7 protein-coding genes and 1 riboswitch are annotated in these 13,997 nt (G+C 65.2%); of the genes, 1 reads left to right on the forward strand and 6 read right to left on the reverse strand.

The genetic code is table 11. The features are described 5' to 3' along the window. Positions 1-110 precede the first annotated feature (110 nt). The 5 genes from ACSYHF_RS16635 to thiC form a co-directional block, all read right to left on the reverse strand. Positions 111-2,957 carry a TonB-dependent receptor gene (locus tag ACSYHF_RS16635; RefSeq protein WP_061479548.1) on the reverse strand — a complete coding sequence of 949 codons (2,847 nt, stop codon included), beginning with the start codon at positions 2,955-2,957 and terminating at the stop codon, positions 111-113. 49 nt (positions 2,958-3,006) lie between these two features. Then, a complete protein-coding gene (locus tag ACSYHF_RS16640) occupies positions 3,007-3,906 on the reverse strand; it encodes a helix-turn-helix transcriptional regulator (protein WP_053497516.1) in 900 nt (299 codons plus the stop codon). A 115-nt stretch (positions 3,907-4,021) separates the two neighbouring features. Then, entirely contained in the window at positions 4,022-6,340 is a 2,319-nt protein-coding gene (locus ACSYHF_RS16645) for a winged helix-turn-helix domain-containing protein (protein ID WP_005419096.1), read from the reverse strand. Between the two features lie 259 nt (positions 6,341-6,599). After that, the gene (locus ACSYHF_RS16650; RefSeq protein WP_447575819.1) at positions 6,600-7,271 is read right to left on the reverse strand and encodes an ion channel; all 672 of its coding nucleotides are present in this window, start codon (positions 7,269-7,271) and stop codon (positions 6,600-6,602) included. A 136-nt stretch (positions 7,272-7,407) separates the two neighbouring features. Then, entirely contained in the window at positions 7,408-9,252 is a 1,845-nt protein-coding gene (gene thiC / locus ACSYHF_RS16655; RefSeq protein ID WP_329848787.1) for a phosphomethylpyrimidine synthase ThiC, read from the reverse strand. A gap of 82 nt (positions 9,253-9,334) precedes the next feature. Next, positions 9,335-9,436, reverse strand: a riboswitch (TPP riboswitch). Positions 9,437-9,660: 224 nt separating this feature from the next. Here thiC and ACSYHF_RS16660 point away from each other — a divergent pair. Further along, positions 9,661-11,238 (forward strand): BCCT family transporter, encoded by a 1,578-nt coding sequence (locus ACSYHF_RS16660; RefSeq protein ID WP_447575820.1) that lies wholly within the window; start codon positions 9,661-9,663, stop codon positions 11,236-11,238. Positions 11,239-11,796: 558 nt separating this feature from the next. Here the strand turns inward: ACSYHF_RS16660 and ggt are convergent. After that, positions 11,797-13,515 carry a gamma-glutamyltransferase gene (ggt, locus tag ACSYHF_RS16665; RefSeq protein ID WP_065196510.1) on the reverse strand — a complete coding sequence of 573 codons (1,719 nt, stop codon included), beginning with the start codon at positions 13,513-13,515 and terminating at the stop codon, positions 11,797-11,799. Positions 13,516-13,997 lie beyond the last annotated feature (482 nt).

A 13,997-nucleotide genomic window follows, 5' to 3' on the forward strand; every position in this document is an offset into this window, starting at 1 on the left:
GACGGGACCGTGACTGCGCTCACCTTCCAACAGTTTCCGGAATTCCCCTACAAAAAAGAGGGCGGACCTAGCGGCCCGCCCTCCTCGTGTTGCTACCGCACTTCGATGGATCAGAAGCGCTGGGTGTACTTCATGTACAGGAAGCGACCCACATCGAAGCCGCCGTAGTAGGCGAACGCCGAGTTCGGAGCCGAGTACTGCAGCGGACCCTTGTGGTCGAACACATTGTTCGCGCCCAGGGCGATCGTCGCATCCCACGGTGCCTTCCAGCTGACCTGCAGGTCGTGGAAGGTGTTGGAGCCGGTGTGACGCAGCGGATCGGTTTCGCCATTGGCCATGTGGTTCGGCGCATCGCACCAGCCATCAGCCAGCGAGATGCAGCTTTCCTTCATGCCGGAGTAGTAGCGCGCGGTGTAGTTCACACCGAAATCGCCGTACTGCCAGTTGACGCCCAGGTTCGAACGCACGCGGAACAGGCCCGGCTCGCCGACGCGGCCGATCATGATGTTGTCACCCGCGCTGTTCTGGCCCTGCTCGTCGTACTTGGCGGTGTAGCTGGTGGTCCAGTCGATGCTGAACTGACCGATGGCCAGTTCCGGCAGGCGGTACTTGATGCCCAGGTCGTAACCTTCGGTTTCCATCTTGCCGAGGTTGGCGGTGCCGTAGGTGATCGCACTGACGTGGCCGTCAGCCGCACGGGTCACGCTCGAGCAACGCTCGGAGTTGCCCAGCACGTAGCAGTCACGCAGGATGCGGTCGACGCTGTCAGCGATGATCATGTCGCTGATTTCGTACTTGTACCAATCCAGCGAGACGTCCAGGCCCTGCACCCAGCGCGGGCTCCACACCAGGCCGAAAGTGGTGCTCTTGGAGGTTTCCGGCTTCAGGTTCGGGTTGGCACCCGAGACGAATTGGTCACCCGACTGGCACGGCAGGGTCGAGCACGGCAGGTTGCCCTGGCCCAGCTGCACATAGTTGGCCGGAGCGCCAGCGGCGGTGCACGCGGCATTGCCGGCAACGCTGCCCGGGGCGTTCACGCCGCACGGATCGATGTAGGACTCGAAGCTCGAGCTCAGGCCACCGTACAGGTCGCTGATGGTCGGAGCGCGGAAGCCCTCGGCGTAGGTGCCGCGGACCAGCAGTTCATCCAGCGGACGCCAGGTCAGGCCGAACTTGCTGTTGGTGGTGCCACCGAAGTTGCTGTAGTCCGAGTAACGGCTGGCAACGTTCAGGGTCAGCTCCTTGGCGAAGGCCATGTCGGCCAGCAGCGGCACGTTCAGTTCGAGGTAGACCTCGTTCAGATCGTACTGGCCGCGGGTCGGCTTCTGGCCCAGGCCGGTGGACTGGCCCGACTGCGCGAAGGCGTCCGGCACGTAATTGCCTTCTTCCTTGCGGTGCTCGACACCCAGCGCGAAGCCCAGGTCGCCGGCCGGCAGGGTCACGATGGAACCGGACAGGTTGGCGGTGAAGCTGGTGGTCTTGGTGACGCCGCGGGTGGTGAAGGTCGGGAACAGGAAGTCCTGCAGCTCCTGGTTCGCCAGCGAACCCTGGCCATCAACGCCGTACGGCAGCAGCGGGTTCCACGGGCGGCAGTCGCCCAGGATCGGCTTGGCCGAGGTGCCGCAGCGTGCAACGCCGCCGGCATCGATGAACGACGGGCCCAGGGCCTGGCCTGCAGCGATCAGGCTCATGTCGCCGCGGTTGCTCTTGATCGACTCGTTGCGGTTCCACAGCGCGCCGACGTCCCAGTCGAAGGTCTTGCCGCCCAGCTCGAAGAAGCCGGTCAGGGTCGGAGCGAAGCGCAGGGTCTTGAGCTGGCTGTCAGTGGTACGCGGCACTTCCCACAGGCGGCGACGGAAGCTGACGTCCTGGCCGACCGGGTTGAAGGCGCTCGAACCCTCCAGCGGGGTGCCGAAAGAGTTGGACTGGAACGGGTAGCCGGCGATCTGCTGGAACGTCTGGCGCTCGTTGTAGAGCACGTCGGTGTTCAGGCTGATCGAATCGGTGAAGTCGTACGTGCCGTTGATGTAGACCGACTTGCGCTTCACACCGGTCAGCAGGGTCATCTGCTCGTTGGAGTTGGCGAATTCGTCCGGCGTAATGACATGGTAGTCATTCGGGTTCTTCGGGTTGCCGCCGGCGTTCAGGGTCTTCCAGACAGCCTGCTTGGAGTCGCCGCAGTTGACCTGGGTCGGGTTGCACCAGCTGCCGTTCTGGCTGATCGGGCTCCAGGTGGCCGAGGTCGAGTTCGGACCCAGCGAGCCGTCGCGGCTGTACCAGCGGTCCTTGGCCCACACCGGATCCTGCTTCGAGTACTCGGCCGACAGGGTCAGGCTGCCGCGTTCGCCGCGGGCACCGAGGGTCATCGAATAGGTTTCGGTGTCGCCGTCGCCCTTGCCGTACTGGCCGACGTAGACGTTGGCTTCGCCGCCGTCGAAGTTCTTGCGGGTGATCACGTTGACCACGCCGGCGATGGCGTCGGAACCGTAGATCGACGAGGCGCCGTCCTTCAGGATTTCGATGCGCTCAACGGCAGACATCGGGATCTGGCTCAGATCCTGGTAGCCCGCAGTGGTTGCGCCCAGACGCTTGCCGTTCATCAGCACCAGGGTGCGCTGGGCGCCCAGGTTGCGGATGTCGACGTAGTAGCCGCCCACGTTCTCGCCCGAAGCCAGCGACTCCGAACGCGAGATGGCCGGGGAGCCGGCCGAGGTCAGGTTGTTCAGCACGTCGGCGACGCTCGAGAAGCCCTGCTTTTCCAGGGATTCGCGGGTCATCGTCAGGATCGGCTGCTGGGTTTCCACCGAGGCGCCGCGGATGCGCGAGCCGGTGACCGAAATGCGGTCCAGGTCGGTGGTGCCCTTTGCTTCCTGCGCCGAAGCAAAGGCCGGCGCCAGCGCCAGCGCAATGCCGGCCGGCAGCAAGCCGAACCGCACTGCGGGATTACGAACGTTCATCAATCTCTCCAAGGTACGTGTTAGCAGCGTGTTAAAACACCCCAGCACGTTACGATTGCGTTGCAGCGCTGTATTTGCGCGAACCAACCGGAGACTTTGCGGATTGTGGCGGGAGCAAGCCGCCGTTCTCCCTGAAGCGCGATGCGGACTGGCCGTAGCGGGCGCGGAACGCACGCGCGAAGCTGCAGCAGTTGTCGAAACCGCTGGCGGCAGCGACCTCGCCCACCATCATGTCGGTGTCGCGCAGCAGATCAGCGGCGCGTTCGAGGCGCAGTCGTGCCGAAAGCGACTGCGGGCTTTCCTCGTACAGGCTCTGGAAGGTCTTGGACAGGTACCAGCTGGAGAAGTTGGTCAGCTCGGCCAGTTCGCCGATTCGCACCACCCGGTGGCTGTTGCCTTCCAGATAGAGGCGCGCGCGCTGCATGCGGCCGAACACCTGGCGCTTGCGGCTGCGCGAGCGGCCAGGGCAGCGCTGCACGTTGTCGGCCAGGCCGCGCTGCAGGCCCGCGAGGTGCAGCAGCAGCGGGCGCAGGGCCTGTGCCGGCTGGCCGCTGGCCAGCGCGTCGCGCCACAGGCGCAGCGCCACGCGCGCATCAGTGCGGTTCATCCGGCCACGACCTGCATACAGGCCGCAGTCGGCCATCTCGGTCAGCACGCGAAGCGCTTCGATGTTCAGGTTCAGGCCAACGCACAACCCGTTGCGACCGGCCTGCACCAGCGGCCGCGATTCCTTCTCGAACGCGATCCACTCGCCCTGGCGCAGGCGGAAGCGCCCTTCCTTGGCCTCGACCCACGAGCTGCCACGCACCTGCATCCAGACAGTGAAGCTGGAGCCGGCGGTCTGCAGGCTGCCCAGCCGGGCCACGCCCAGGCAGGTCGGTGCGACGTCGTCGAGCGACCGGTCCAGGGAAACAGTTTGGCCGCGATCGGCCAGCGAGAGTTGACGCATGGGGGCACCACGGATTTGCCTAGTACAGGACTCCGTTTTGCCAAATCAGGCGGCACTGCGTCAGGAAGGTCCGACGAGATCGCCACGAATTCGCGACGAGATCCCGACGAAGAAATTACGAAGGCCCATTTCCCTTGAACAACAACAACTTGGAGAATGCGGGGAACAGTGCAGGCGGGCGTTCGGGCAACCGCATCACGCCGATGTCAGCGCCATCGCTGACCGCCATCGCCACGAACAGGTCCTTTCCGTCGGCGCTGGCACTGAGCCCGTTGCCGGCGCTGAGCCGTTCTGCGTCCAGGCAACGTTCCGGCTCCTCGCGGCCGGGCTGGATGCGCACGAAGGTGGTGCCACACGTGGTCGAGGTACCGAGGTAGCCGATGCCGCTGTTGCCGGTCACGGTCCAGGCCCGGTATCGCCAGCGGCTGGGCCGGTCATCGCTGATCTGCTGCACGCTGGCCGGGGACAACGCGGCATCCGCCGACCACAGGCCACCGGCGGCCAAGCGGGTGAACAACACGCGGCCACTGCTCCGGTCAAAGCGCGCCTGCGACACCCCATCGATGCTGGCCAATCGGCGCCAGGGCTGGACGCTGCGATCGAACAGGCTCAACCGCGTGCGCTGGTCGGCATCGCGCTCGACCACAAACAGCTGCTGCGGCGAGGCGCCATACAGTGCCTGCAACGGCTGTTCGGCAGGAACCGGCAAGGGTTGCAGGCGTTCATCGCGTGGCGCGATTTCATAGAGCACCGTGCGCCCATGCGCATCGCGGCCAACCACGAGCAACTGCCGGCTGTCGGCCGACCAGTCAGGCGCCTGCCGCGCTTCCGGCCGCAGCCCTTCGATGGGACGCAGCGAATCCGGTCGCTGCATGTCCGCCCACCACAGGGCGAAGCTGCCGGAACGATCGGAGGTGAAGACCAGCTGGCGGCCATCAGGCGCTGCCATCGGCTGCCCATCGCGGCCACTGGAGGCGAACAGTCGCTCGGGCGTGCCGCTGCCCTGCATCGGCACCTTGAACACGCCGAACTGCGCGCGCCGGTGGACGAACGCCAGCATGCCACCGCGTCGCGACACCGCTGGCCACTGCGCATCATCCAGGCCGGCATCGCGCAACGTGTGCCGCTCGACGTCCAGGTAATAGAGCCGCGCCTCGCTGTCGACGCGGCGACCGAAGACGATGGTGCGGCCATCGTCCAGCCAGGCCCAGCCGCGCAGCTCTGCCGCTTCGTTGGTCAACTGCTCCGGCGTGCCGCCCGCAGCGGGCACCCGCCACAGATCACCCAGCTGCGGGTTGCGCACGAACACCAGCCATTGCCCATCGGGCGAATACCGCGGTGCGTAGTCGAAGTCATCTTCATCGACGCTGTAGGCCAGCGCGCGCCACTGGCCACTGGCCAGGTCCAGCACGCGGATGCCACGGTGCGCGTAGCGACCGACCATGCTGCCGAACACCAGGCCACGCCCATCTGGCGTCCAGTCGAAACTGAGCAGCTCCGTGCCATCGCAGCGTGTGGCCTGGCGCAGTGCGCCACCGGTGGCGCTGGCGATCAGTACCTGGCAGCCGCCGTCGGCGGAGAACCGCGCGAAGGCGATTTCGCGACCATCCGGCGACCAGTTCGGGAAGCGATCGACGGCACCGGCCGGTGGCGCCAGCAACTGGCGCGCCGGTGCGTTGCCGGAGGTCTGCAGCTTGATCGCGCCACCGCCGTTGCCATCCTCGTTGGCGCCCTCATAGGCCACCAGCGAACCGTCCGGTGACAGCGTGGGATAGGTTTCGAAGCCGCTGGTTGCGGTGATCAACCGATACGGTCGCTGCGGGCTGCCGATCACCCGCGTACCGTTCTCCACGGCAGCCTCCACCGGCGAGCTGCCGGCCGGTGCACGACGCAGCAGCAGCGTGGTCAACACCAGCAGCGTGGCCAGCATCAACACGCCCAGCACCAGCAGCACGCGCCGACGGATATGGCGCCAGCGGCGGCGCGCTGCCTGTGGATGCGCAGGCAACGCAGCAGTGGTCACCGGCTGCGCGGCCATGCCTTCGTCGTCGGGGACGCCTGCGGCCACGGGCTCGGCATCGTCCAGCACCTGCACCGGGACCAGAAGCCGATAGCCTGTCTTGGCGATGGTTTCGATGTAGGCCTGGCCGTTGTCGTCGTCGTTGCTGAACGCCTTGCGCAGCTGGGTGACGGCCTGGGTCAGCACATCGTTGGTCGGCAGCGTGTCCGGCCATACCTCGGCGAACAACTCGTCGCGGGTGACAACGCGACCCGGCTGCCGCAGCAGCACGCGCAGCACGCCCAGCGCCTTCGGCGTCAGCCGGCGCGGGCGACGCGCGCCGACGACCTCGACTTCGCGCGAGGACAGAGTGACGGTGCACTCTCCTATCCGGATCCGATCGGATACCGGGAACTGGATTTCGCTGCTGTTCATTTTCTGCTACACAGTAGAGACAGGTCCCGGGCAGTGTTTGCCTTCGATACCGCCCCGTCCTGGGAACAGCGAAAAGCCAGACTCCGCACAAAGCATCGGCGCATACCGCAAAAACAATCGAGCGCGCGAATACTAGCCTATGCAAGTTACCTCGCCTATCGCGTGGTCGACATCAGGCTCTCTCTCGCCGACGAATTCACATAATTTGCGACATCATTCGCGCCCTTTCGGGCGCGAAATTTTTATCTGGCGTTCATTTTCACATGCGCCGCAACATGGTCAATCCGACCAGCCGCGAAACCACCAAAGCCACGTACATCACGCCGGAAAACTGCTCCAGCATGACCAGTGCGCGTGCCTGTGGATGCAACGGCACAACGTCACTCAAGCCGACGCCAGACAGCAAGCTGAAGCTGAGATAAAGCAGCTCCATCCAACTGCGCTGCGAGCCTCCGCCGGTGCCCTGGAAGCTGCCCGAGTACCACTGCTGGCATACCGCGAATGCGAACGCAAATGCCCATGCAAGCAAGGTGAATGTCGCGCCTGCGGCGAACAGTTCGTCGCGGGTGACCTTGTGGTCCTGGAGCATGTAGGCAATCAGCGCGCCGGCCGTATAGAAGTACAGCAGGCTCTCCAGCAACTGTGCGGTGGTCAGCAGTGCGCTGCGGTCGAGCAATGCGCCAGCCAGCGAGAACACCACCGACGGGATGGCCAGCAGCAGTGCCAGCCAGGTGCCCAGTGGGCTGCGCTGGACCACCCACAGCGCCAGGCCCAGTACCGCCATGCCGAACATGCCCAGCGCCGCGCGGCCGGCAGCGGTGTCATCCAGCGCGGGGTACAGCAGCACCGCGATCAACTGGGCACCCAGCAGCCAGGCCGAAGGATGACGGCGGGCAATGGCCAGCCAACGGGTGGTCATGGCAACGGGCATGGTGTCCTTCCCCCAGGGTGATGCGCGGAGCATAGCGGGGAGCGGCGTGATGAGCGGTGGTGCCGGCCGCTGGCCAGCACTCCTCCCGGCCCCTGCACAACCGGCCGCCGGCCAGCGGCCGGCACCCGGCTGCTCGTCATCCCTGGTGGTAGACCTCTGCGCCAGCCGCGCGGAACTCCTCCGACTTCTCCTTCATGCCGGCTTCGGCGTAGTCACGCACATCCTGGGTGATCTTCATCGAACAGAAGTGCGGGCCGCACATCGAGCAGAAGTGGGCCAGCTTGTGCGCATCTTTCGGCAGCGTCTCGTCATGGAACTCCTTGGCCTTCTCCGGATCCAGGCCAAGGTGGAACTGGTCTTCCCAGCGGAACTCGAAGCGCGCCTTGCTCAATGCGTTGTCGCGAACCTGCGCCCCCGGATGGCCCTTGGCCAGGTCGGCTGCATGCGCGGCAATGCGATAGGCCATGATGCCGTCGCGCACGTCCTGGCGATTGGGCAGGCCGAGATGCTCCTTCGGCGTCACGTAACAGAGCATGGCCGTGCCGAACCATCCGATCATCGCCGCGCCGATCGCGCTGGTGATGTGGTCGTAGCCCGGTGCGATATCGGTGGTCAACGGCCCCAGCGTATAGAACGGCGCCTCGCCGCACTCACGCAGTTGCTTGTCCATGTTCTCCTTGATCAGCTGCATCGGCACGTGGCCGGGGCCCTCGATCATGGTCTGCACATCATGCTTCCAGGCAGTCTTCGTCAGCTCGCCCAGCGTTTCCAGCTCACCGAACTGCGCGGCGTCGTTGGCATCGGCGATGCAGCCCGGGCGCAGGCCGTCACCCAGCGAGAAGGTCACGTCGTAGGCCTTCATGATTTCGCAGATCTCTTCGAAATGCGTGTAGAGGAAATTCTCCTTGTGATGCGCCAGGCACCACTTGGCCATGATCGAGCCCCCGCGGCTGACGATGCCGGTCACCCGCTTGGCGGTGAGCGGCACGTAGCGCAGCAGTACGCCGGCGTGGATGGTGAAGTAGTCCACGCCCTGCTCGGCCTGCTCGATCAGCGTGTCGCGGAAGATCTCCCAGGTCAGTGCTTCGGCGCGGCCATCAACCTTCTCCAGCGCCTGGTAGATCGGCACCGTACCGATCGCCACCGGCGAGTTGCGGATGATCCACTCGCGGGTTTCATGGATGTGCTTGCCGGTGGACAGGTCCATCACGGTGTCACCGCCCCAGCGGATCGCCCACACCAGTTTCTCTACCTCCTCGGCGATTCCCGAGGAAACGGCGCTGTTGCCGATGTTGGCATTGATCTTGGTCAGGAAGTTGCGGCCGATGATCATCGGCTCGCTTTCCGGATGGTTGATGTTGTTGGGCAGCACCGCGCGGCCGCGCGCGATTTCATCCCGCACGAACTCCGGAGTGATGATCTTCTGGATCGAGGCGCCGAACGCCTCGCCCGGGTGCTGCTGCAGCAGGCCCGCATCGCGGATCGTCTCCAGCCGCTGGTTCTCGCGGATGGCAACGAATTCCATTTCCGGCGTGATGACGCCGCGCCGCGCATAGTGCATCTGGGTGACGTTCGCGCCTGCCCGTGCACGGCGCGGCAGGCTGCGGGCGGGGAAGCGCACGGCAGCGAGCTTCGGGTCGTGCTCGCGATCACGCCCGAACGACGAACTCAGGCCTTCGAGCTGCTCGGTATCGCCACGTTCCTCCACCCAGCCGCGACGCAGTGCCGGCAGCCCGGCGGACAGATCGATACGCGCGTCCGGATCGGTGTAGGGGCCGGACGTGTCGTAGACCGTGACCGGTGCATTCTCTTCGCCGCCGAACAGCGTCGGGGTGCGGGTCAACGCGATCTCCCGCATCGGCACCTGCAGATCCGGGCGCGAACCGGGCACGTGGATCTTGCGCGAGCCGGGAATGGGCCGGGTCACGGATTCGGAGAGTTGCTGGGCCTGTTGCTGCAGGGCGGAGAGCTGTGCGTTCATCGGGCATCGTCCAGGAAGGTCAGGGACGAAGCGGCGGCGCACTGCGACCGCGCCCGGACGGTCCTTGGGCGGAGTCCGGGCACGGCTGCATTGCAAAGCTTCCCTACGCCGGTATGAGCCGGATCAGGTTCCAAGGGACTGTCTCAACCGTGGCCACGTGGCCTCGGTACCCCCGCTTCTTGGCGTGCATTAGAGCATAGACCGGCCGCTTCCGGATCTGACCCCAATCGCTATTCGTTAACAGAACCATGACGTCGCGTTCAGTAACGTGCACGTCCGTCGCGCTCCCGCGACCGATGCTTCCTTCGCCGCCGACGCGGCCCCTGCCCGGTTCGCGCTGCATGCCGCCGGCCCTTCGCTGCAAGCTCTGCTCGCTCCCCTCAATCCCTTGATCGGAGAAGCTCCTTCATGGTGTTTCGCGTTTCCATCGCACTGGTTCTGCTGCTGGTGCTGCTTGCCGGTATTGCACCTGGCCCCTTCAATACCGTGGTGCAGAGCATCCTCGGCGAACTCATCCGCGGTATCGGCTGGCTGTATCTGCTGGTGGTGTTCCTGGCCCTGGTGTTCCTGATGTACCTGGCCTTCGGACGCTTCGGCAACCTGCGCATCGGTGGCGAAGACGCCGAGCCGGAGTTCTCGCGGGCCAGCTGGATGTCGATGCTGTTCGCCGCCGGCATGGGCATCGGCCTGGTGTTCTGGGGCGCCGCCGAGCCCATTTCGCACTTCAGCAAGCCACCGGAGGGGCTGGCGCCCGAAAGCATGGACGCCGCGCGCGCCGCCATGCGCTATGCGTTCTTCCATTGGGGCCTGCACCCGTGGGCGATCTACGCGCTGATCGGGCTGGCAATGGCCTGGTTCCAGTTCAACCGCAACGGCCGTGGCCAGATCAGCGATATGTTGCAACCGATCATCGGCCGTCACCATCGTGGCTGGATCGGGCATATGGTCAACATCTCCGCGGTCGTCGCCACCGCGGTTGGCGTGGCTACAGCACTGGGCTTCGGCACGGTACAGATCGCGGCCGGCGTGGAACGCGTGTTCGGCGTGCAGGCGGGCGTGCCGCTGCAGCTGACCATCATCGCAGTGGCTTTCGTACTGTACATGGCGTCCACGCTCAGCGGCGTCGGCCGCGGCATGAAATGGCTGTCCAACTTCAACCTTGCATTGGCTGCACTGCTGCTCGCGCTGGTGCTGGTACTCGGCCCGACTGGCGCGATCTTCAACACCTTCACGACGACGTTGGGCTCCTATCTCAATCAGCTGGTGACGATGAGCCTGCGCATGTCACCGTTCTCGTCCAGCACCTGGGTCGCGGACTGGACGATCTTCTACTGGGCCTGGTGGATCTCCTGGGCACCGTTCGTGGGTTCGTTCATCGCGCGCATCTCGCGCGGGCGCAGCGTGCGCGAGTTCGTGATCGGCGTGGTGCTGGCACCGACGCTGCTGGGCTTCTTCTGGTTCTCGGTGTTCGGTGGCACCGCGATCTGGATGCAGATCTTCGGCCAGGCCGACCTGCTGCAGGCACTGGGCAACGGCTATGAAACGGTGCTGTTCACCATGTTCGACAGCATGCCGCTGCCGTTGCTGCTGTCGTGCATTGCGCTGGTGCTACTGATGATCTTCTTCGTGACCTCGGCTGATTCTGCGGTACTTGTGCTGGCCAGCATGTCCACGGACGACGCGGGCGAGCCATTGCGCAAGCACAAAGTGGCGTGGGGTGTCGGCATTGCGCTCGTGGCGGGTTCCTTGCTGTTGGCAGGGGGACTGGAGGCGCTGCAGGGCATGATCACCATCGCTGCGCTGCCGTTCGCGCTGCTGATGCTTCTTGTGATGGTGTCCCTGTACCGGGTGCTGGACCAGGAATACACCCGGGAGCGGCGGCAGGCGCAGCGCCAGCGGCACATGATCGATGCGTGGATTGCACGCGAGATGGCGGCGCAGGAGGAGACGCAGGCCGAGGCCGCACGCGCGCACGATCAGGATTGAGGGTGTTTTGCACCCTGCGGCTGCACCGCTTTTTCAAGCAAGGGCAAGTGCAAGTGCAGAAGCCAAGGCGGCTCTGGGCTTCTGCTTGCTTGGCGGGGAGGGGGCAGATGGCGGGACACGCCGCAAGTACGTCCCTGTAGGCTCGGCCACGGCATCCATGCCGTGGACGGTCCCGCCATCTGCCCCCTCCCCGCCTCCGACGATCTCCCAGTGACGGCAGTAGATCCACGCCATGCGTGGATCAGGTGTATCGGAAAACAAGAAGGGGTCGGATCCGTTTTCCTTCGGAAAACGGATCCGACCCCAACCCACAGCGCGCGGCTGTCGCTGTTGCCTTTGCTCTTGATCTTCTTCCTTCTCTTCCGTGGCTGACGCGCAAGGAAATTTTCGGGGGGCGTGCGGGTGGGAGTGGCGGGGGTATCCGCGCCATGGATGGCGCGGCTAAGCCTACAAGGACGTATTTACGGCGTCCCCCGACACTCCCACCCGCACGCCCCAGCGCATGAACCTGCTCCAGCGCTCAGCCGCGAGGGGGCTCAGCCCGGTGGCCGGGAAACCTCAATACCCCGCCGCCTGCCCATCCTTGCGGCTCTCCGAAGCACCGTAGTACACCCCGGTCTCGGGATCGCGCATGATCGCCTGATAGCCACCATACGGGCCGTCGGCGAACACGATGCGATGCCCCTTGCGCATCAGCGCGCGCACGGTCTCGTACGGGAAGCCGGTTTCCAGATTCACTTCGCCACCGTCGGTCATCGCCGTGGCCTGGCCGGTCGGCTCGGTGGAACCCTCATGCTGGATGCGCGGTGCGTCACCGGCTTCCTGCAGGTTCATGCCGAAGTCCACCAGGTTCATCACGATCTGCGCATGGCCCTGCGGTTGCATCGCGCCGCCCATCACGCCGAAGCTGGCATACGGCTTGCCCCCCTTGGTGATGAACGCCGGAATGATCGTCTGGAAGGGGCGCTTGCCCGGTGCGTATCCGTTGGGATGGTTCTTCTGCAGCACGAACATCTCGCCGCGGTCCTGCAGGATGAAGCCCAACCCCGGCGGCGCCATGCCGCTGCCCATGCCGCGGTAATTGGACTGGATCAACGAGACCATCATGCCGTCGGCGTCGGCCACCGTCATGTAGATCGTGTCGCCTTCCTCCAGCTGCTTCGGTGTGCCCGGCTGCACTTCCTTCAAGGCCTTGTCCATCGAGATCAGCGCGCGGCGCTGCGCGGCGTACTCCTTGGAGATCAGCTTCTGCACCGGCGCCGGCTGGAATGCCATGTCGGCGTAGAAGCGCGCACGGTCGGCGAAGGCCAGCTTCTTCGCCTCAACGAACAGGTGCACATGCTCGGGTGAGCCGAACGGGATCTTCGAGAAATCGTAGCCTTCCAGCACGTTGAGGATCTGAAGCGCAGCGATGCCCTGGCTGTTGGGTGGCAGCTCCCAGACATCGTAGCCACGGTAGTTGCTGCTGACCGGCTCGACCCATTCACCGTGGTGGTCGGCCATGTCCTGGTAGCTCAGGTAGCCACCGTTGGCCTTGAAGTAGTCACCGATGGTGCGCGCGATCTCGCCCTTGTAGAAGGCGTCGCGCCCGCCGTCGGCGATCTTCTGCAGGGTGCTGGCCAGGTTCGGGTTCTTCCACATCTCGCCCTTGCGCGGGGCGTGGCCGTTGATCGTGAACTGCTCCTTGAAGCCCGGGTACTGCGACAGCTTGGGCACCGAACGGTCCCAGTAGTAGGCGATCACCTCGGCCACCGGGTGGCCCTCGCGGGCGTAGCGGATGGCCGGCGCCAGGTTATCGGCCATCGGCTTGCGACCGAAACGGTCGTGCAGGGCGAACCAGCCGTCGACCGCACCGGGCACCGACACCGGCAACGGGCCGGTGGCCGGGATGTCCTTCAGGCCACGACGCTGGAACTCGGCCAGGGTGAGCGACTTCGGCGAGCGGCCCGAGCCGTTGTAGCCGTAGAGCTTCTGCGTCTTTGGGTCCCAGACGATGGCGAACAGGTCGCCACCGATGCCGTTGCCGGTCGGCTCCATCAAGCCGAGCGCGGCATTGGCCGCGATCGCCGCGTCGACCGCCGAGCCACCGCCCTTCATCACGTCCAGCGCGATCTGGGTGGCCAGCGGCTGCGAGGTAGCCGCCATCGCATGCGGGGCGATCACCTCCGAACGGGTGGCGAAGGTGTGGCCGGTGATGCGGTCGGCGGCGATGGACAGTGCAGGCACGGCAGCCAGCACGGCGGCGGCGAGCAGGGAGCGGGCAAGGCGTCGGGACACGGTCGGGTTCCGGTGGAAGGTGGTTCCGCGATCTTCGCCGCTGCGGCCTTCATGCGGTATCGGGCAGAGGTCATGGGCGATGGCCTTTCGGTGGGTGCCGACCAAGGTCCGCCCCAGCATGGCGAACAGCGACCCGGAATCCGCGCAAAAAGCGTGTTGAAAGGAGTGAATTCGGGTTCACTGAAACACTTTCAGTGGCAACCATCCTTGCGGCGCAAGCGATTTCGCTGGACTCACTGGAAACCGATAAAAAAACTGTCGTGAGGGTTGACACCGCCAAAACGCCTGTGTTTCTCTCGATCGCATGTTGCATCACAACACGCCACCGCGAACCCACATCGAAGCCGCCGCCATCGGCGCCGCCTCGCTGCGTTCGATTCTTGTGCTCGTACTTATTACCCAACCCACAGGTGCGGGACGAGCCAGCGTGTAAGCAACAGACACACCGGAACTCTTCAAAAACCCGCACCCGCCCCGGTGCG

The organism is Stenotrophomonas maltophilia group sp. P373, from assembly GCF_053295075.1.